Annotated in this window: 18 protein-coding genes and 1 tRNA gene; 10 read left to right on the forward strand and 9 right to left on the reverse strand. The window is 59.9% G+C overall.

What is annotated here, in order from left to right:
- Positions 1 to 73: 73 nt before the first annotated feature.
- Positions 74 to 2746, forward strand: a complete 2673-nt coding sequence (ppdK, locus tag IB238_RS01605; protein WP_192242961.1) for a pyruvate, phosphate dikinase — start codon at positions 74 to 76, stop codon at positions 2744 to 2746.
- Between the two features lie 33 nt (positions 2747 to 2779).
- Here ppdK and IB238_RS01610 read toward each other — a convergent pair whose 3' ends face one another.
- Both IB238_RS01610 and IB238_RS01615 read right to left on the reverse strand, forming a co-directional pair.
- Positions 2780 to 3046 (reverse strand): hypothetical protein, encoded by a 267-nt coding sequence (locus tag IB238_RS01610; RefSeq protein WP_192242964.1) that lies wholly within the window; start codon positions 3044 to 3046, stop codon positions 2780 to 2782.
- Between the two features lie 72 nt (positions 3047 to 3118).
- Complete coding sequence (locus IB238_RS01615; RefSeq protein ID WP_192242967.1) at positions 3119 to 3514, reverse strand: hypothetical protein; 396 nt, start codon at positions 3512 to 3514, stop codon at positions 3119 to 3121.
- Positions 3515 to 3732: 218 nt separating this feature from the next.
- Between IB238_RS01615 and IB238_RS01620 the strand changes: the two genes are divergently transcribed.
- Together IB238_RS01620 and IB238_RS01625 are read left to right on the forward strand one after the other, a co-directional pair.
- Positions 3733 to 4635, forward strand: coding sequence for a DUF1499 domain-containing protein (locus tag IB238_RS01620; RefSeq protein ID WP_192247257.1), 903 nt, complete (start codon positions 3733 to 3735; stop codon positions 4633 to 4635).
- Between the two features lie 143 nt (positions 4636 to 4778).
- The gene (locus IB238_RS01625) at positions 4779 to 5030 is read left to right on the forward strand and encodes a GlsB/YeaQ/YmgE family stress response membrane protein (RefSeq protein WP_192242970.1); all 252 of its coding nucleotides are present in this window, start codon (positions 4779 to 4781) and stop codon (positions 5028 to 5030) included.
- Between the two features lie 27 nt (positions 5031 to 5057).
- Here the strand turns inward: IB238_RS01625 and IB238_RS01630 are convergent, their stop codons facing one another.
- Both IB238_RS01630 and IB238_RS01635 read right to left on the reverse strand, forming a co-directional pair.
- On the reverse strand, positions 5058 to 5975 hold the full coding sequence (locus tag IB238_RS01630; protein WP_192242973.1) for an MBL fold metallo-hydrolase: 918 nt from the start codon (positions 5973 to 5975) through the stop codon (positions 5058 to 5060).
- Positions 5972 to 6268: a cupin gene (locus IB238_RS01635; protein WP_192242975.1), complete on the reverse strand. Its 297-nt coding sequence runs from the start codon at positions 6266 to 6268 to the stop codon at positions 5972 to 5974. Before IB238_RS01635 ends, IB238_RS01630 begins: the two co-directional genes overlap by 4 nt.
- 356 nt (positions 6269 to 6624) lie before the next feature.
- On the opposite strand from IB238_RS01635, the gene IB238_RS01640 reads away from it, so the two are divergent.
- From IB238_RS01640 to IB238_RS01670, 7 genes are all read left to right on the forward strand, one after another.
- Positions 6625 to 6699: transfer RNA gene (locus tag IB238_RS01640), tRNA-Gln, on the forward strand.
- A 162-nt stretch (positions 6700 to 6861) separates the two neighbouring features.
- Entirely contained in the window at positions 6862 to 8421 is a 1560-nt protein-coding gene (locus IB238_RS01645; RefSeq protein ID WP_192242978.1) for a class I SAM-dependent DNA methyltransferase, read from the forward strand.
- 193 nt (positions 8422 to 8614) lie between these two features.
- A complete protein-coding gene (locus tag IB238_RS01650; protein WP_192242981.1) occupies positions 8615 to 9679 on the forward strand; it encodes a restriction endonuclease subunit S in 1065 nt (354 codons plus the stop codon).
- Positions 9676 to 10434 carry a DUF6615 family protein gene (locus tag IB238_RS01655; protein ID WP_192242984.1) on the forward strand — a complete coding sequence of 253 codons (759 nt, stop codon included), beginning with the start codon at positions 9676 to 9678 and terminating at the stop codon, positions 10432 to 10434. Before IB238_RS01650 ends, IB238_RS01655 begins: the two co-directional genes overlap by 4 nt.
- 13 nt (positions 10435 to 10447) lie before the next feature.
- Positions 10448 to 10891, forward strand: a complete 444-nt coding sequence (locus tag IB238_RS01660; protein ID WP_192242987.1) for a hypothetical protein — start codon at positions 10448 to 10450, stop codon at positions 10889 to 10891.
- Complete coding sequence (locus IB238_RS01665; protein ID WP_192242989.1) at positions 10891 to 14082, forward strand: type I restriction endonuclease subunit R; 3192 nt, start codon at positions 10891 to 10893, stop codon at positions 14080 to 14082. Before IB238_RS01660 ends, IB238_RS01665 begins: the two co-directional genes overlap by 1 nt.
- A 41-nt stretch (positions 14083 to 14123) precedes the next feature.
- Positions 14124 to 14786 carry a hypothetical protein gene (locus tag IB238_RS01670; RefSeq protein WP_192242991.1) on the forward strand — a complete coding sequence of 221 codons (663 nt, stop codon included), beginning with the start codon at positions 14124 to 14126 and terminating at the stop codon, positions 14784 to 14786.
- A 44-nt stretch (positions 14787 to 14830) separates the two neighbouring features.
- On the opposite strand, the gene IB238_RS01675 is transcribed toward IB238_RS01670, so the two are convergent.
- The 5 genes from IB238_RS01675 to IB238_RS01695 form a co-directional block, all read right to left on the reverse strand.
- A complete protein-coding gene (locus IB238_RS01675; RefSeq protein WP_192247259.1) occupies positions 14831 to 15451 on the reverse strand; it encodes a recombinase family protein in 621 nt (206 codons plus the stop codon).
- Positions 15452 to 16140: 689 nt separating this feature from the next.
- Positions 16141 to 16458 carry a hypothetical protein gene (locus IB238_RS01680; protein WP_192242993.1) on the reverse strand — a complete coding sequence of 106 codons (318 nt, stop codon included), beginning with the start codon at positions 16456 to 16458 and terminating at the stop codon, positions 16141 to 16143.
- Between the two features lie 13 nt (positions 16459 to 16471).
- Positions 16472 to 16855: a hypothetical protein gene (locus tag IB238_RS01685; RefSeq protein WP_192242995.1), complete on the reverse strand. Its 384-nt coding sequence runs from the start codon at positions 16853 to 16855 to the stop codon at positions 16472 to 16474.
- A gap of 564 nt (positions 16856 to 17419) precedes the next feature.
- Positions 17420 to 17959 carry a winged helix-turn-helix domain-containing protein gene (locus IB238_RS01690; protein WP_192242996.1) on the reverse strand — a complete coding sequence of 180 codons (540 nt, stop codon included), beginning with the start codon at positions 17957 to 17959 and terminating at the stop codon, positions 17420 to 17422.
- Between the two features lie 573 nt (positions 17960 to 18532).
- Complete coding sequence (locus tag IB238_RS01695; protein ID WP_192242999.1) at positions 18533 to 20155, reverse strand: site-specific integrase; 1623 nt, start codon at positions 20153 to 20155, stop codon at positions 18533 to 18535.
- Between the last annotated feature and the right edge of the window lie 264 nt (positions 20156 to 20419).

Here is a 20419-nt window from a genome sequence, read left to right on the forward strand (position 1 = left end):
TGCACTCCGTTTCCAACGCGTGCCATATGCTGTAAATCTGTCATAAAGTACTGTTTCGGGGTGGAGAACAGCAATGCAGAAGTGGGTTTACACCTTTGGCGGGGGAAGCGCCGAGGGGAATGCCGGAAATCGTAATCTTCTGGGTGGCAAGGGAGCCAACCTGGCTGAAATGTGCAATCTCGGCCTGCCCGTTCCCCCTGGACTGACGATCGTCACCACGGCCTGCACCCACTACTACGAGAACCGCCGCACAATCCCCGACAGTTTGAAGGAAGAGGTCCGCGCCGGGTTGCGGCGGATGGAACAGGTTACTGGCCGTACCTTTGGCCATAACGAGCGGCCATTGCTGTTGTCGGTTCGCTCCGGCGCGCGCGCCTCGATGCCCGGCATGATGGACACGGTGCTGAATCTGGGCCTCAACGACGAGACTGTGCAGGCGCTTGGCCACGATGCCGGTGATGCGCGCTTTGCCTGGGACAGCTATCGCCGGTTCATCCAGATGTACGGCGACGTCGTCATGGGCCTCGATCACGAGGTCTTCGAGGAGATTCTGGAAGACGAGAAGGCGAGGCTCGGCCACGAGCAGGACACCGAGCTCTCTGCTGTCGAGTGGCAGCACGTGATCACACGCTACAAGCAGGCGATCGAGGAAGAGCTGGGCGAGACCTTCCCGCAGGACCCGGAAGTGCAGCTTTGGGGCGCGATCGGCGCAGTCTTTGCCAGCTGGATGAACGCCCGCGCGATCACCTATCGCAATCTACACAACATTCCGGCCGACTGGGGCACGGCGGTCAACGTCCAGGCGATGGTGTTCGGCAATCTCGGGAATTCGTCGGCAACGGGCGTTGCCTTCACCCGAAATCCCTCGACCGGCGAGAACGCGCTCTATGGCGAATTCCTCGTCAACGCGCAGGGCGAGGATGTCGTCGCCGGCATCCGCACGCCGCAGAACATCACCGAAGACGCCCGTATCGCTTCCGGCTCGGACAAGCCGTCGCTGGAAAAACTGATGCCGGAGGCCTTCGCCGAGTTCAACGAGATCTGCACGCAGTTGGAGGGACACTACCGCGACATGCAGGATCTGGAATTCACGATCGAACGCGGCAAGCTCTGGATGTTGCAGACCCGCTCGGGAAAGCGCACCGCCAAGGCGGCCCTCAAGATCGCCGTCGAGATGGCGGAGGAGGGGCTGATCAGCAAGGAAGAGGCGGTCGCCCGTATCGACCCTGCGTCCCTCGACCAGCTCCTGCATCCCACCATCGATCCTCGTGCCCGGCGCGATGTGATCGGCTCGGGCCTGCCAGCCTCGCCGGGCGCCGCCACAGGCGAAATCGTCTTTACCTCAGAGGAAGCGGTCCACGCACAGGATGACGGTCGCAAGGTGATCCTCGTTCGTGTGGAGACGAGCCCGGAGGATATCCACGGCATGCATGCAGCCCAAGGCATTTTGACGACGCGTGGCGGCATGACCAGCCACGCGGCCGTCGTTGCCCGCGGCATGGGCACGCCCTGCGTATCCGGCGCAGGCACACTGCGTGTCGACCTGCGCAACGAATTGCTGATCGCCCAGGGCGTGACGCTGAAGAAGGGCGATGTCATCACCATCGACGGCTCGTCCGGACAGGTGCTGAAAGGGGCGATCCCGATGTTGCAGCCGGAGCTTTCCGGCGATTTCGGCCGCATCATGGAATGGGCGGACTCGACCCGTCGCATGAAGGTGCGGACCAATGCCGAGACGCCGGCCGATGCGCGCGCGGCACGCTCCTTCGGTGCGGAGGGGATCGGTCTTTGCCGTACCGAGCACATGTTCTTCGAGGACGGCCGCATCAATGTGATGCGCGAGATGATCCTGGCCGAGGACGAAACCGGGCGGCGTGCGGCCCTTGCGAAGCTCTTGCCGATGCAGCGCTCGGATTTCACCGAGCTGTTCGAGATCATGCACGGCCTGCCGGTGACGATCCGTCTGCTCGATCCACCGCTGCACGAATTCCTGCCGAAGACCGACGAGGAAATCGCCGAGGTCGCTTCCGCCCTTTCCTTCGATCCGGCGGAACTGCGCCAGAGAGTGGATGCGCTGCACGAGTTCAACCCGATGCTCGGCCACCGCGGCTGCCGTTTGGCGATCTCCTACCCTGAGATCGCCGAGATGCAGGCACGCGCCATCTTCGAGGCTGCCTGTCAGGCGGCCAAGGACACCGGTGCCGCCGTGGTGCCGGAAATCATGGTGCCGCTGGTCGGCCTGAAGGCCGAACTCGACTTCGTCAAGGAGCGCATCGAAGCCGTGGCCAAGGAGGTCATCGCCGAAGCCAGGGTGAACATTGACTACCTGATCGGCACGATGATCGAGCTGCCGCGCGCAGCCCTGCGCGCCCATGTGATCGCCGAATCGGCCGAGTTCTTTTCCTTCGGTACCAACGACCTGACGCAGACGACCTTCGGCATCTCGCGCGATGATGCATCCGCGTTTCTGTCCACCTACTTGCAGAAAGGGATCGTCGAGCGCGATCCGTTCGTCCAACTCGACTTCGACGGTGTGGGGGAATTGATCCAGATCGCCGCCGAGCGCGGCAGGCGGACACGCAACAACCTCAAGCTCGGCATCTGCGGCGAGCATGGCGGAGATCCGGCGTCCATCCATTTCTGCGAAGAGGCGGGACTCGACTACGTCTCGTGCTCGCCATTCCGCGTGCCGATCGCGCGCCTCGCGGCCGCCCAGGCTGCCTTTGTCGAGCGGTCAGGGAAATAAGTCCGGGATATCGGTGGCAGGCGTCGCGACCTGTCACCACCAGCCCGGACCAGGCCCGTACCAGGGACGATTCCAGCTGCCGAATTCGACGGCGGTCTCGACACGTCTTGCGCGGGCGTCGGCGGCGCGATTGAGGTCGATGCGTTGCAGGCAGTCGGCAAAGGCGGTCGTGCCGCGTTTGAAGCCATAGCCGAGGCATTGCTGCTCGTCGGCGGCGCGTTGCTGCTCCGGTGTTATCGTCTGACAACCGGCAAGGATCGCGGCCGTTGCAGCCAGCGCCAACAGCATCTGCGCACGCATCCCAGCCTCCGTCGCAATCGGCCACGCGCTTCCACTGAAAGAGATATAGCGAGACCGATCAGGCAGGCAAGTTTACTGCATGCGCTCGAGAACGCCGACGAAGGAGTCGGCGAAATTCTTCAGGCCGGTCGTTTCCTCGCTCGGATCCTCGACGCGAATGCCGGTGCCGCTGTCGTCGAGAAGCGCGAAGACGATCTTCATGTCGTTGCTGTTTGCTTCGGGAATGCGCAGTGCCGCGATGCGCTGGCAATCCTCGGCGAGACCTGAGGCCGGCAGGTCGAAGAGGAACTCGCCGCCGAGCGCCTTTGCCGCGCGGTGCACCGCCTCGGAAAACCCGTCCTGCTCGGTCGCAAAACCATCCAGGGAAAGCTCGAGCTCGACCAGTTCGAGCGCGAGGGTGGGGTCGCTGGAGGGAGGAGGCAAGGCGAGTGGCCGTGCGTGCTGTACGGTCATCTGTGTCGGCAACATATAACAAAGCTCCTTTCGCCCGCCCGCGGCAAAAATCGTTAACGAGCGTGTCAATTTTGCGGCACACAAGGGAATTCGGTCGCCGGTCCGGCATTCCACCGATTTCTCGAATCCTTGATTGACGTCGGGGCTACGAGATAGTTGTCTGGCAGCACTGATTTGCGCGCGCCTTCGAGCTTGAGCGATGCGCGGGCGAAGAAGAGGATCTGCCAATGGCGATGGTCATTCGATACGAGCGGCCCTATTCCCACGCGGCGCACTGGGCGCGGCGCATGGCCGCCTTTGCCCTCGTACTTTTTCTCGCCGCGTCCCTGTCCCATCGCTTCGGGCCGCTGACGACGCCGCATTTCCTCGTGCTTGCCGGTATTGCGGCTGGCCTGGCTCTGATTGCCGTTCTGCTTGCCTTCGTCGGACTGGTCCGCCTGTGGCGAGTCGGCGCGCGCGGCGGCAAGGCAGCGTTTGCAGCACTTCTGCTTGCAGCGCTTCCGCTCGGGGTGCCCGGTTTCGCCGCCTATGCCTATTTCACCCGACCGATGATCTACGATGTCACGACCGACCCATACGCATCGCCCCCCTGGCTGAAGGTGCCGATTGCGGAGCAGGATTTTCTGCCGCGGCCGCCCGTGACGCTCAGGGATCGGGAAGTCCAGGATGCCTCCTATCCGGGGCTGACCGGCCGCCGTTATGAGGGCGCGCTCGACCGCGTTCTGCAGGGCGTGCGCAAGGTCGCTGAAGAACAGAAGATCGTCTTCACCGAGGAAAGCGGACTGGAGAATGTGATTGCCGATCTCGAAGATCTGGTGGTCAAACAGGATGCGGACAAGTCCGGCGAAAGCGAAGTTGCCGTCATCCCGGTTCCCTCCGAACGCCCGGTCGAGCAGGGGCTTCTGCCGAACAATGGTGGGCCGAGCGACGTGATCCTGCAGGGGGAGTGGCGCTCGCTGTTGTTCGGCTTCCGCTTCGACGTTTCGATCCGATTGCGTGAGGAGGAGGAGACGGCGCTTGTCGACATGCGCGTCGCCTCGCGCTATGGCCCGCACGATCTCGGCATGGGGGCCGCCTTCGCCGCGAGATACCTGAAGGCGCTCGACGCCGAGCTGCTGGGAATTGCCGGCGACTAGCCGAAATGTCGTGACCGCATCAGCCTCTGGGCTCGGTCGAGGTCAGATCGGTGCGACGATGCCGGAACGAGCGCCGCGGCATTTCCTTGACGCCTTTGCAATGCGCGCTATCTTGAGTTGATCTTCAACCGAGGGCCGTGCACATGGAAGACGCAGGCGTTGGCTGGATCGCCGCCATCCTCATTGGCGGCATTGCTGGATGGTTGGCCGAGATGTTCATGAAGTCGCAATTGGGCGTGTTCATGAACATTGTGCTCGGCATTGTTGGCGCCTTCGTCGCCAATCTGCTTTTGAGCCTGATCGGCGTGAACCTTGGCGGATGGCTCGGCTACCTGATTGCCGGCTTCATCGGTGCTTGCATCCTGATCGCTATAGCGCGCGCGGTCAGGCGCTAGCAAGGGATGGCAGCGGCTGCAACACCCTCAGCCCGGCAGGTAGATGCCGTGCAGTGACGGCGGCCCCTCGGTGACGATCTCGCCGCGCTCGACGAGGTCCTCCAGATGCGCCAGCACCGACAGTGCCGCCGCGCCGTGCAGGCGCGGATCGGTGTCCTTGTAGATCGCTTTCACCATGTCTGCGATCAGCCGGTCACCCTTGCGGATGCGCTCTTTCACGGCCCGCTCGCGCATCTTGCGGTGCGTCCTGAGGCCGCGCAGGAAGGATGACGGTTCGGTGACCGGCCCGCCGTGGCCCGGCAGATAGAGCCGGTCATCGCGCTCGAGCAGCCTTTCCAGCGAGGCCATGTAGTCGGCCATCGCACCATCCGGCGGCGCCACGATCGTCGTTGCCCAGGCCATCACATGGTCGGCGGAAAACAGGATGCCGGTGCCGTCGAGAGCGAACGCCGCATGGTTGGCCGTATGCCCGGGCGTCAACAGCGCTGTCAGCGACCAGCCGTCGCCAAACACGCGCTCGCCATGGGCAAGCGCCATGTCGGGTACGAAGTCGCTGTCGGAGCTTTCGGCGAATGGATTGATCTCACCGATAAAGAGAGGACGCGCCGCGCGGTGCGGCCCCTCTGCGACGATCAGAGCACCCGTCTCCGCCTTCAGCCGGCGGGCCAGCGGGGAGTGGTCGCGATGGGTATGGCTGACAGCGATATGCGTCACCTCGCGCCCCTTCAGCGCCTTCATCAGCGCCTGAAAATGCGCTTCATCCTCCGGGCCGGGATCGATGACGGCGACCGAGCGGTCGCCGACGATGTAGCTGTTGGTGCCGTGGAAGGTGAACGGCGAAGGATTGTTGACGGTAATGCGCTGCACATGTTCGGCAACCGGCACAGCCTCGCCATGTGCCGGCTGAAATTCAAGGTTGAAGGTGGGAGAAGCGGACTTTCTCACTTGTACTCGATCTCGATGAAGCTCATCAGTTCGTCGCCGCCATTGACGATGTTGTGGGCAATCCCGGCCTCGCGGCGATAGACGATGCCAGCCGGCCGATGCACCGGGTAGGTGCCACTCTCATCCTCCACCGTCATGTTGCAATCCGTCATTGGCACGACCACGTAACCGAGCCCGTGCACGTGATGGCCGGTATCGGCACCGGGCTCAAAGTCCCAGCGGGTGACACGCACGACGTTGTCGTCAAGAAGCAGGGTGGGTACAGCAGGTGGGCGGGCACGGAACTGGCTCATAGGGAAATCCATAGTAATTTATTAATATGCCGGCAGCGCCGACGTTTGAGGCGGCGTGTGCCGCGCGGACCTTAGCGCATAACCGTGATGGCCGGAATCGATTTTCGATGCGGTTCACGCGCAGAATCAGACTGTTATTGATCCGCACGCCTCCAGTCTTCGCGCGGCCGTGGGCACGCGCCACACGACGTACGGAACAGGTATAATTTGGCCAGCAATTGCAGGCGGAAGTCTCAGTCCCGAGGCACAGAACGATACGTGCGAAAAGAAACTTGGGCGGATGGGAACTTAAGGATTGTCCACCGGGATGAGCTTTGCTATCAGGCTCCCGCTTGGCGGGCACATGGCCCGCGCGTTGGGGCGTAGCCAAGCGGTAAGGCAGCGGTTTTTGGTACCGCCATCCCCTGGTTCGAATCCAGGCGCCCCAGCCACTCTGTATAATGCCATTAAATTCAATGACTTATGGCGCGGGTTGCGTCCGTGGTAGTACACGCCAGTAGTACACGATGGATGGACAGCTGGGGCTTGCCCGTCTTCCCTTTACACAGTCTGCTTCGCTGCTATCGTCGGCTCACTGATTCAGGAGCGTATGCGTGGCAAAAGAAGTGAATGGTGACCTCAGCTTCACGGCTGAGCTTTTCAAGGCAGCAGACAAGCTCAGGGGCAACCTGGAGCCCTCCGAATACAAGCACGTCGCTCTCGGCCTGATCTTTCTGAAGTACATCTCCGATGCCTTCGAGGGGCTGCACGCCCGGCTCGAGGCGGATGATTATGCCGATGCGGAAGACCCGGAGGAATACCTCGCTGAGAACGTCTTCTGGGTGCCGAAGGAAGCCCGCTGGAGTTTCCTCCAGGCAAACGCCAAGCGCCCAGAGATCGGCAAGCTGATCGACGAGGCAATGGAGGCGATCGAGAAGGCCCCGTCGAATGAGGGGCTGAAGGGCGTGCTGCCAAAGAACTACGCCCGCCCCACGCTGAACAAGACGATGCTCGGTGAGTTGATCGACCTGTTCTCCAACATCGGCATGCATGACAGCTCCGACAAGGCCAAGGACCTGCTGGGCCGCGTCTACGAGTATTTTCTTTCGGGCTTCGCCAGTTCCGAGGGCAAGCGTGGTGGCGAGTTCTTTACGCCCCGCTCGGTGGTGCGCACGCTGGTCGAGATGCTGGAGCCATACAAGGGCCGCGTCTACGACCCCTGCTGCGGCTCGGGTGGCATGTTCGTGCAGTCGGAGAAGTTCATCGAGGAACACGGTGGACGGCGGGACGACATCGCCATCTATGGACAGGAGATCAATCACACCACCTGGCGCCTCGCCAAGATGAACCTCGCCGTGCAGGGCATCGACGCAGACATCCGCTGGAACAACGAGGGCAGTTTTCACCGCGACGAACTGCCGGACATGAAGGCCGACTTCATCCTTGCCAACCCGCCCTTCAACATCTCCGACTGGGGCGGCGAGCGGTTGGCGGAGGATGCCCGCTGGAAGTTCGGCGTGCCGCCCAAGGGCAATGCCAACTTCGGATGGCTGCAGCACATCATCCACCATCTTGCCCCTCGCGGCACGGCAGGCGTGGTGCTCGCTAACGGCTCTATGTCATCGCAGCAGTCTGGCGAAGGCGATATCCGCAAGGCGATGATCGAGGCTGATCAAGTGGACTGCATGGTGGCGCTGCCGGGTCAGTTGTTCTTCTCGACGCAGATACCCGCCTGCTTGTGGATACTGGCCCGTGACAAGAGCGCAAACGGCCACCGCGACCGGCGAGGCGAAATCCTGTTCATCGATGCCCGCAAACTTGGCTTCATGGTGGACCGTGTGCGCCGCGAGTTCACAGAAGAAGACATCGAGAAGATCGCCGGAAGCTACCATCGTTGGCGGGCCAAGCCTGAGACGCGGGATAAGAACAGCTGGTCGGAGTACCAGGACGAGCCGGGCTTCTGCAAGGCGGCGACCTTGGAAGAGGTGCGTAGCCACGGCCACGTGCTGACGCCGGGGCGCTATGTCGGTGCGGCAGATGTCGAGGATGATGGTGCGCCGTTCGCAGAGAAGATCGAAGGATTGGCCGGCGACCTTATGGCTCAGTTTGCCGAAGGACGTGTGCTCGAAGGGCGCATCGCCAACGCTCTCGGCTGGGTGTCTGGCAATGACTAAATGGCCGCGCGTCTCCGTTAAGGACGTCTGCTCGTTGATAGTTGATTGTGTCAATCGAACTGCACCAGTCGCCGACCACGAGACAACGTTTCGAATGATCAGGACAACTAACGTCAAGGACGGTCGCATTGACCTCTCCACCTGCAGGTACGTGGATGAGGCTACCTACGAGCGATGGACGAGGCGTGCACGAGTGCTTGATGGTGACGTCATCCTTACGCGCGAGGCTCCTATCGGTGAAGTCGGTTATGTGAGTGGATTGGGGACAGTATTCCTTGGCCAACGCCTCATGCAGTATCGGCCTGACCCGAGGAAAATAGTTCCGCGGTACTTGTACTACACTTTTCGTTCGCCAGACCTCCAGCAGCAATTTGGCGCCCATGACGGGTCAGGTTCAGTGGTTAGTCACATTCGTGTGGCCGATTGCCATGAGTTTAAGGTTTCACTGCCCCCAAAAGATCACCAAGAGCGGGTCGTTGAATTGCTCGGCGCCCTCGACGACAAGATCGAGCTGAACCGACAGATGAACGTGACGCTTGAGGCAATGGCCCAGGCGATCTTCCGCGACTGGTTCGTTGACTTTGGCCCGAGCCGCCGCAAGATCGAAGGTGCATCCGATCCTGTCGAGATCATGGGCGGTCTTGTCGCCGATGCCGAACGCTCGCAGCAACTCGCCGATCACTTCCCTGCAAGGCTGGGCGACGACGGACTACCCGAGGGGTGGAGCGTAGGAAGACTTGAGGATGTGCTCGAGCTTTCATACGGCAAGTCCCTGACAAAGAGTGACCGTCGGGATGGTTCATTTCCGGTGTATGGTTCCGGCGGGATTGGTGGGTTCCATGATGCCGCACTGGTGAAAGGGCCGTCTGTAATCGTGGGCAGGAAGGGGACGATCGGCAGCCTGTACTGGGAGGACCGTGACTTCTATCCAATCGATACCGTCTTCTATGTGAGGTCGGAAAGGCCAATGATCTACTGCTACCACCTCCTGCAGACGCTGGGGTTGGATGGCATGAATACGGATGCCGCTGTGCCGGGCCTAAACCGAAGCAACGCGTATCGCCTTGAGGTGGCAGTGGCCAGTCCAGCGATTGTACGGGAGTTTGGGCGCATCGCCGGACTTCTACGGCAGAGGATCACATCAAACGAGATAGAATGCCGCACGCTCGCCGCCACCCGTGACCTCCTTCTTCCCAAAGTGATGTCCGGCGAACTCAGCCTTCGAATAGCTGAAACGCAATTGGAGGCGGCACAGTGAGCAGCGATGCATTTCATCTGTGCCACACTCTGCTTACGCTGGGAGATGTGGTCTCCCGAAATCTGCAACTCTCGTACGGATGCGAGATCTCGTATGGGGAGGAAACCATCACCGAGAGCTGCCTTCTTGAAATCTGGCGACGTCACTCTTCGATCGTTCACGTGGAAACCTTCACCAAGCGACAGGAGGCACGAAACGGTGCGGATTGGGAATGGCATCTGATTGGCAGGGCTTACACCTTCAAAATGCGGGTTCAAGCGAAGCGTCTGGCTCGGAATGCCGGGAAAATGAGGAGCCTGTTCACATACAAAGCAAAGTCTTCTCTGGCACCTCAGGTGGACATGCTGATACGTGGCGCCGCAGCCATGAAGCTGATGCCAGTTCTTTGCTTTTACAGCCCTGAAACAGCCAGACGAAAGTGGACAGCAGCCAAAATGCCCCTTGGATTGGAAGCTGGCTGCTTGATAGGGGATGCTTCAAAGATCACCACCGGGGGAAACAACGATCTCACCTCGTTGGAACACATCACCGTGCCGTGGCACTTTTTGGCCTGCCCTCTGACGAAGGCTTCCTCTGACTTCCCTTCGATTACACTTCTCAACGTGGGTAGTGATGCAATGAAGGCTGAACTGCCGAAGTACATTGTTCCAACAGGCGGTGAGGAAGGTATTGTCGCCGCTGATGCGCGCCGAGCACTCGACCTGGAGTTTGGGGTAGTCGGTCGCATCAAGATCGACTGCCGCAACATGGGTTGATGGGGGAGTGACGATGTCTGTCGATGCGGTCACCAGAGCGGACGCCTCATCATCCCAACCTCATGATTTGATGTGGGCCGCGTTGCGGAGGCTGGCCGCAGAATACAATCAGCGTGCGGCGGGGCGTATCATCCATGCTCTCCAGCGTCGGCATGCTTCCGGCGTCTTTGGCGACTACGAGCACAAGAGCCTTTGGGACGAGCTGTGTCACGATGCGCAAAACGGCCCCTACTTTGATGACGACGAGCCCTGGGACAGCATTCTGGAACCGCTCCTTCAGAAAGAGGTCGGCCGACTGACCGCCGCAGAAGTTGAGGCCCTTTGGCTCGCCGCAATACCTGATGTGGACGACTTGACCACCGCCCCCCGCGATGCCGGCGTGATCAAAGAAGAGTTTAGGTCCGCGCTGATGCAGCGAGCCGGTGAGCGCAATCTTGAACGTTTCGAGGTCTGGTAATGGACGATGTCCCCTACATGCAGTCAGCTTCCGACCACAGCAAGGGGGGCTTCAACGAAGGCCTTGTTGAAGAAGTGGTGATCAACACCTTCGGCGAACTCGGATACATGTACGAGAACGCTGCAGTCATTTCTCCCGATGGCAGCGCACCCGCCCGAGACGCTTATGGTGATGTGCTGCTGATCGAACGCCTGCGGTCTGCAGTGGTGCGGCTGAACCCGATGATCCCGGATGATGCCCTGGAGCAGGCAATCCGCCAATTGTTGCTGACCGAGACGCCCTCGCTGGTGGAAGAGAACCGTCGCATCCACAAGCTGATTGCCGAAGGCGTCGATGTCGAGTTCGGCATCGGCGATGGCGAGGTGAAGGGCGACAAGGTCTGGCTGATCGACTTCGACAACCCCGACAACAACGATTGGCTGGTGACCAACCAGTTCACCGTCGTCGAGGGCAAGTACACCCGCCGACCCGATGTTATGGTCTTCGTTAACGGCCTGCCGCTCGGCATCATTGAGCTGAAGAACGCAGGTAGCGAGGCGGCGACCATCGATCAGGCCTTCCAGCAACTGCAGACCTACAAGGCGCAGGTGCCCTCACTGTTCCGCACCAATGCCGTGTTGATTGCTTCAGATGGCATGCTCGCCCGTATCGGATCGCTGACGGCGGACGAGGAGCGCTTCATGCCCTGGCGCTCGGTAACGGGCGCAGATGGTGATTTCACGCCGCACGGTCCCTATGAGATGGATACGCTGCTGCGGGGCGTCTTCGACAAGGAGCGGTTCCTGGCGCTTATCCGCGACTTCATCGTGTTCGGTGATCAGGGGGCGGGCGCCTTCAAGATCATTGGCGGCTACCACCAGTTCCACGGCGCCCGTAAGGCGATTGCCAGCGCGATCGAGGCGGCAAAGCCTGACGGCAACCGCAAGATCGGCGTGATCTGGCACACCCAGGGCTCGGGCAAGAGCTTCCTGATGGCGTTCCTCGGAGGTTTGATTGTCCGCTCGCGCGAGCTTGAGAACCCCACGCTGATCGTGCTGACCGACCGCAACGACCTCGACGACCAGCTCTTCGGCACCTTCAGCCTTTGCAAGGATTTGATCCGCCAGACACCGGAGCAGGCCAACAGCCGGGACGATCTGCGGCGGCTGTTGAACCGGGCGTCAGGCGGGGTGATTTTCACTACCGTTCAGAAGTTCACGCCCGAGGCGGGCGAGGAACGCTTCCCCATGCTGACGGACCGGCGCAACGTGATAGTCATGGCGGACGAGGCGCACCGCAGCCAGTACGGGTTCGATGCCAAGCTGGACAAGGACACTGGCAAGCGCCGCTATGGCTACGCCCACTACATACGTGAGGCGCTACCGAACGCCTCGTTCATTGGCTTCACTGGGACGCCGATCGAGGCGGAAGATGTCAACACACCCGCGATCTTCGGCGAGTACATCGACATCTACGACATCAGCCGGGCGGTCGAGGATAAGGCCACGGTTCCGATCTACTACGAGAGCCGGCTGGCCCGCATCGAGCTGAACGAGGACGAGAAACCGAAGATCGATGCCGAGATCGAGGCGATGCTCGAAGACGACACGCTGAGTGAGCAGGAGAAGCAGAAGGCCAAGTGGACGACTGTCGAGAGGCTGGTCGGCTCGAAGAAGCGCCTCTCCCAGATCGCTGCCGACCTCGTTGCGCACCTTGAGAAACGCATTGAAGGCCTCCCGGGCAAGTCCATGGCGGTCTGCATGAGCCGCCGCATCTGTGTCGATCTCTACAACGAGATCGTTGCGCTTCGGCCCGAGTGGCATTCGGACGATGACGACAAGGGCGCGATCAAGATCGTGATGACCGGCTCGGCATCCGACCCGCTCGAATGGCAGCCTCACATAGGCAACAAGAAGCGGCGCGATGATCTCGCCAAGCGTGCCCGCAAGCTCGACGACCCGCTGAAACTGGTGATCGTCCGCGACATGTGGCTGACCGGCTTCGATGCGCCCTGCATGCACACCATGTACATCGACAAGCCCATGCACGGCCATGGCCTGATGCAGGCGATCGCCCGCGTCAATCGCGTCTTCAAGGACAAGCCAGGCGGGCTGATCGTTGACTACATCGGCATCGCCCAGAACCTGAAGAAGGCGTTGGCACAATACTCCCAATCCGACCGCGACAAGACCGGCATCGATGAGGATGAGGCCGTCGCCGTCCTTCTGGAGAAGTACGAGATCGTTCGCGCCATGTTCAGTGGTCACGACTACACCCTCGGCATTTCAGGAGCCCCGCAGCAGCGTCTGAAAGCCCTGGCCGATGGCATAGACTGGATACTGAAGTGGCAGGAGAAGGAGGCTGCGACGGTCGAGGGTATCGAGGCGAAGAAGAAGGCACACCGCCGCTATCAGGACGCGGTATTGGAGCTGAGCAAGGCTTACGCGCTGGCCTCCGCAAGCGATGCCGCAGCGGAAATCCGCGACGAGGTCGGCTTCTTCCAAGCGGTGCGTGCCGCCCTCGTGAAGACGACCGCTTCCGGCAAAATGTCGGACAGGGCCAAGTCGCTGGCCGTCGAGCAACTGCTTAATCAGGCAGTGGCTAATGCCGAGATCGTCGACATCCTCAAGGCTGCCGGACTGCAGTCGCCGGACATCTCCGTCTTGTCGGACGAGTTCCTTGCCGACGTCCAACGCATGGAGAAGAAGAACCTCGCGCTGGAGGCCCTGAAGAAGCTGCTGAATGGCGAGATCAAGAGCCGCTCGCAATCTAACGTCGTTCAGTCCAAGGCCTTTTCTAAACGGCTGGAGGAGGCCGTGGCACGCTATCATGCCAACGCAATCTCCACCGTCGAGATGATCCAGGAACTGATCGCGCTCGCCAAGGAGATGCAGGCCGCAGCCGCACGCGGGGAAGAGTTGGGCCTCTCGCAGGAGGAGATCGCCTTCTACGATGCGCTTGCGGCCAATGACAGCGCCGTCCAGGCCATGGGCAGCGACCAGTTGCGCGTGATCGCCCATGAGCTTGTCGAGCAGATGCGCAACTCCGCGACCGTCGACTGGCATCACAAGTCGAGCGCGCGGGCCAAGATGCGGGTGCTGGTCAAGCGCATTCTTAAGAAGTTCGGCTATCCACCCGATCTGGAGCAGGAAGCGGTTCAGACTGTGCTGGCACAGGCGGAGTTGTTGTTGAAGGAAGTGGCTGCCCATTAGAGTCGCTGGGGTTTCGGGCATGTTTGAAGGGCAGGGGGACTATGTCTGAAGGGATGTTGGCGGCGGTTGCTGGTGTGGCCGCAGTGCTGGTGACGCTGGCGCAGTGGTTCTTTTCTTCACGCGCAGCGAGCCGTCAGCGTGATGTTGAAATGACCCAATGGGGCCATGAAGTTATTGACGTGATGGCGGAAATCGAGACGGCTTGCTCTCCGCTTTCTTCAGAAACGAAATACAGCCCGGCTAAGATCGAGAAGCTCAGCGAGAGAGCGAGTGCCCTGGTCGACAAGGGGCGCCTGTTCTTTCCCAACGTGAAGGATGAAGGTCGCCGCACGCTTCTTGGCCTGTCGATTAGCTGGCCGCCGATCACGTCCAAGCGCAAGCCTATAGAAAACAGCGATGACAAGGGAACACGGGTCGCAATTCTCGACCATGTGCTGAGGGCTTGCTACGCGGCGCGTCATCTGGCGATCGGCTTTGATGGGGACAAGGAAGCGCTGAGAGCGCACGTCTGGCAGTCACGCGGGGACTTTGTTTCGCTGCTGCAAAAGGAGATGGGCAATTCCTTGAGAAGAAAGGATGGCGACGGTGCTGGCGAGCATGTGCCTAAAGACCCAAGGTTTTGGGGGCGGCCGGAGAGGCCTCTCACGCTGCCGCTATCGGGTTCTCTCCAGCCCTTCACACATCGCTCAATGAAAAAGCCATAATCTCCCTCTCGAAAGCGAAGGGGGAAATCGACGCGCTGGCAGTCTCAAGCATCCGTTTTCAATCTTGCAGCCAGTCTCGACAAGGTTGAGCGTGAACAACCAGTGGCTTTGATGACCGTGTTCCAGGACTGGCCGGCTCGGAGCATCTTCACGATGGCTTCGTTGCGCTCTGTGTCCTCGGGGCGTCCCTTGTAGACGCCTTCGATCTTTGCCTTGGCGATACCTTGCGCCTGCCGCCTTCTGCGGTCTTCATAGTCCTTACGAGCTATGGCTGCGAGCATATCGAGCATCATCCCGTTGATGGCGTCCAGCATCCGGCTCTGGATGTCGTCCTTGTCAGCTGTGGCCATCATCCAAGATGTTGGCAGATCGAGCGCCACCACCTTCACACGGCGCTGCTGTATCTCAGCCTTCAGCCTCTCCCAGTCGGCAGCGTTCAATCGGCTCAGGCGGTCCACCTGCTCGACCAGCAGGACATCGCCGGGGTGACAGTCAGCCAGCAGACGGAATAGCTCAGGACGGGCCAAGGAGGCGCCGCTCTCGTTCTCGACATAAGAGGCCGCGATCTTCAGCCCACGCTCGTCAGCGAAGCGCAGCAGGTCGTCCTTCGCGCGGCTGGCGTCTTGGTCCTTGGTACTGGCTCGGAGATAGGCACGGACATGCATGGGAAACCGCCTCAGTTCGTTATGGGTGGTTCTCTTATTGTTGGTTCGCTTTGAGTTGTCAATCGACATTTATCGAACCAACTGCGGAGTGGTTCGTTAAAGGTGCACCACAATCGAACCAGCTCGCTCGTCTCGCTGGTCGAGACCTTCTCCTCGCCGAGGATATAGCCACCGTCCTTGCGGATCGCGGGGAGCGCTATGCGGGTGACGCAGTCTTGGGACTGACGGGCCTCCGTTTGCTGGAGCGATTGATGAGCCGATAGATTCCGCTCTCAGCGATGATGATCACAGCGCCAAGGCCGCGTTGGTGTAAGTTTGTTAGACCATTCGTCCTCTACCCGAGGACGCGGTACACATCGGACGCAGCGAGCCACGGCTTGGCCATCGATCTCTACTACGCGAACGAGTTTGGAGAGGTAGTTGAAGGTGGTGAGTTGGTGCTGACACGCTATCGCCAGCCAGCGGACGAGGCGAGACATGCATGGCTGTGGCGAGACAGGCGATGCCTTGCTCGATCAAAGTGCGGGGGGCCACCGGGGGAAACTGCGTTTCCGCCTATCTGATGTGGGGCCAGAAAAATTCGCTATGAACATTTCGGGGAGGCGCGACCGAGAAGGCCAACTCGTCAGGGCGACCGGAGGAGACGGCAACAGCTCTCAAGCCATCGCCATCTCCATCACCGGGAGGTCTCACCCATCAGAGAAGGGCCTCAGTCGTACATCTCCAGCCCACATCCGGGAACTTGGTCTGCCATCGTCGAAGGTGATCTCGACCCAGCCAACATGACCCCGTCGAGTGAGGATATCACGGGCCATGGGGCCGGGGAGCGAGGTAAGCTCGTTGAGCACTTCTCCCAGGAACTCAAGCCGATAGCGTCGAAGGCCGTCCTTCCGCCTGGGCAGAAGAAGAGCATCGACGCGAAGGGCTTCTGGAAGGCTGTCCTCAGCCTGATGGCTTGAGGTCGCTGCGAGGCTCGCCCTTGCGAGTTGCACGGTAGTTGCTGTCATCGAGGTCTCCTGCTCAAGCGACCGTAGAGAGGCGTTTATGGTTGGATGGGTGATTGTCCATCCCGGCGTCTGAACCCTCATGAATGTGGTCCTGCCACAGCTTTCTGACTGGCTTAACGCGCGGCCTACCGTGGTCATCATCCTCGATCGTCATGCCAGCGGCTTTGACCAGGTCAGGGAAGACCATGCGGGCGTAGGACCGTGAGAAGTCCCACATCTCTGCTCGGCCAGAAAGGCCCATCGAGGCCAGATAGCGGCAGCCGTGGGCTGTCGGGAGGTGTGTTCCGAGGATGACAACACGACCATTGAAGAGGACTGAGTAGAGGGTGTGTCGCTTGTCCCGTTTGGTCGGGACGATGTAGAAGCGGTGGGCGTTGGTGTTGGTATGAGTGTTCATGAGTTCGTCCTTGGGTTTGGTGAAGGATCGAACAGGCGTGATGTTCATCGATGTGGATCGGGGTCGTGCGACAGCACGGGCATGAAAGAGCCGACCAAGGTTTGCAGGGCCTTGGCCGACTGCTCTCCCAAACCACGGGATGAACAGATGAACGACCTGTTCCCAGCAAGAGCGGAAGGCTCTGGGCCTGACGGCCTTCGGGTGCGTAAGAACGCTGGTCGTGCTGATGCTGATGCTCAGTCAGGCTGGGAGGGGGAGGATGTCGACAGTCACCATCCCCCTGATAAAGATCACCCGAGATTGCCTGATTTCATCAGACCCACCTCGACCACCTTTATTCAATCCCCATCCTTGGTCTCCCTCGATGAGCGTGGATGATGATATTGATTAGGACGATCTCAATCCTTGGTCTTCCACCATCAAATCCCCAGTCTTGTCTCGTCGAAGGTTACCTATATGTAGGGATGTCAACCACTTAAGTGATTGATCGCGCTGTATAAAATCCGTTTCAAAGGTCTCCCAAATTTCGCTTTGGTGTGAACAGTTCGCATAGATCATTCACTTTCATTGAACAGACAGTGCCTGGACGTGTTTCGACACAGCTTGCCGGGAGATGCCGAGGCGTCGGGCCGCTTCAGCCTGTGACACCTTCCCCTCTCGTAGGTACCGCTTGACCTTCTCACGGGTCGGAAGTGATGGATCGAGTTGCAACTGCGGCTCTTTCTCAGGGAATGCCTCGTTGAAGAATGAGGCGCTGGTACGAGCAAGACGCTCTCGCGCCCCTCTCTCCCGCACCCCCCGGCGTTCCACCTCAAGGGCTTCGCAGGGCTGCTTTACAAGGGCCTGAACATGGCGCTGAGTGATCTCCAGTTTCCCGGCAATGTCACACGTCGTCCATCCCAGCTCGGCAAGGATGTGAACTGCCTTATGGTTGAACTCTGCCGTCTCCTTGCGAGCCTGATTGGCTCTCTTGAGCGGGAGTTCAACAGGCTCTGCAGGGGCGTTCGGATCGACACGATGAAGGGCCTCAAGCACAGTAGCGATGGGTTGTCTATGAATGTCACTCGACAGCATGTCGCCGCCGTGGTCTGCGTGTGCGTCCATACGGAACGTCCTCATTTTGTGGTCATGATGTTGTTGTCGGCTGCGGTCCCCCTCGGATGGCCACAAAATGCCAATCTCCCCGAACCGTCAGGAACGAGGAGACCGAAAGCTGGATCAATGATGAAGGGATGCGATGAAACCCATCACGCCGCACTTCCGGCTGGAAGATCGCCATGAGGCGGCGGTGCGGTAGGGCTGGTGGTGCCAGATTGGACGGGGCCAACCGAGGGGTCAACGGGCGTTATATATCTACTAAGGTGGGGGTAATCGCGCGCTCAATTCTATTCCAAAGCAAGGGGTAATTATAGGTTGCAGTTTTTATCAATGACAATCAGGTGATCGCGCATGGTCTTCATCCTAATGTGTGGGGCAATCGATGGGCTGCATTGATTGAATTTTCGACTTACGCTTCTGACGTCCGTTGTCTCCTTGTGCGGACGTAACTTGACCAAGCTCGGGTCGGTCGAAACCGAACGGAAACAGCATCCCAAAAGCAAAGCCCCCGAAGATCGCTCAACGGGGCCCTGAAGGTCGTTTGATGGTTGAAGGAACAAACGTCCTATGGATGTTCGTTCACGCAGCGGTCGCGAAGAGCTGCTCGATCTCGGGATATCTAATCGCCTCGACCACCTGTTGCAGAGCGTGAATGTCGAGACCTTCGGGATTGTAGATGCCGAACGTGATGCCCTCCCGGTCATGGCCGACAACCTGCGCGACTTCGGTTTGGGGTAGTCTTGCTCGTTCAAGCACTTTGATTGCGCTGCGCCGAAAGGAATGGAAGTCGACACGATCCTTTCCTGTTCGTTCGTCAAGTCGGGTGATCTTCAACGCTCGCCTGTGCTCGGTAAAACGCTTCGAGATGTACCATGATCGCTTGCCGTCAGGGCCTCCTGGCTTCAACGCGGGGAACAGCCATTCGCTCTGGTGATGGCGGATGAAGTCGAGCAAGCCAGCAGCGATAAGGCGGGTATGGATGGGCACCTTCCGATCGCCCGCCTCTGACTTTGCGTTGGTGATGTCGAAGTACCAGACGCCGTCCTCTTGCTTGATGTCGGCAGCCTTCCGATCGCACATCTCGTTCAAGCGCATGCCGCTATATGCTGAGATGAGGCAGAGCCAAGCAAGCGTGTTGGGGTGGCTCTGTTTCTCGGGGCGAAACTCAGGCTGCCTGACGAGGAGTTTCTCCAATTCGTCAATCGTGTACGGCAGCTTCTGGGTCTTCCTCTTCTCGCCGATCTTGCGATGTTGGTCCTCCCAGGGGTTTTCACTCGTCAACAGGCCACGCCGCTTAGCCCACTGCCAGACCATGGAGAGGGCGGTGGCGTATCGGTTGATGGTCCGGTTGGTGAGGCCGGTCTTATGGCTGCCAAAATCCCTGATGATCTCGCTGAAGGTCCGCTGCTTTGTCTGCGGGCTTCGACCCCAGTGGGGGTTAAGCGTAGCAATCTTGTCGAGAAACTCCGCCGCCTGTTTACGGTCAACCTCATCCAGGCTTGGCTTGCCCGCCCACTGGTCGAACAACCGATACACGGCTTCGTACTGGCCGCGCGTTTGCTCCGTGAGCTTGGCAGACGGGTCGCGTTGGATTTCCTCGATGTAGCGACGGGCTGCGTCGGCGAAGGCTCCGGACGTTTGCTTCTTCAATGTCACCGGCTGAAGGGTCTCCATGTCGATACCGTTGCGTCCGAAGGCGGGCGGCAGGGTGAAGGTTCTTCCGTCCATGACGGCTCTGCGTCCCGCTGCAGCCGCAATGCGAGCCGAAACGAGGGCATGGTCCAGATCGTTGAGCTTCCCGCTCTCCAACTTCTCGGCTTCAAGCTCGGCGAAAATGTCGACGTTTTCCCCGCTCTCATTGTGCTCGGCAAGCATCTTCAGCGTGTCGTGGTACTCTGCCTGTGCCTTCTCCTCGATCTCGGGAGGTGTCCACGTACGCTTGCCACGGAGGACTTCAAAGTGAGCGGTCCACTCTGCAGCCAGTGGCCAGCGATCTTTCTGCGCCTGTGACAGGTCGCGGGTGCGCAGCGATTTCACGATGTCCGACTTGCCTATCTTTTCGATCAAATCGGCAGGAACCTTCATCGCGAAGTACCAGCCCTGCCGCCGCTGTTTCAGGTATCGAGTATCAGCCATCTGCTTCCCGGTAGTACACGTCAGTAGTACGCGTTGGTAGCGCACGCCATCAAAGGAAGTCAACAATCTCAATGTTTTCTATGGGGTTATCCATGGATTGGTGGGGCTCCAGGCGCCCCAGCCATCTCTTCTGGCGTCAGCAAAATCAATGTTTTATTAGGTGGTGGTACCTCCTTTTTCCCCTCTGGATTCGGGGAAGCAACGTGACGATCAACGAATGAGGACGCTCCGCACGTACGGACAACTTGCCCCAAACCTTCATTGTCGACTTGAAGCCAGCCGACGAGGCGTTGGTGGCAATGAAGATGATCCCGGCGAACCCACTGCCCT

Origin of the sequence: Rhizobium sp. ARZ01, assembly GCF_014851675.1 — a bacterium.
Lineage (GTDB): Bacteria > Pseudomonadota > Alphaproteobacteria > Rhizobiales > Rhizobiaceae > Mycoplana.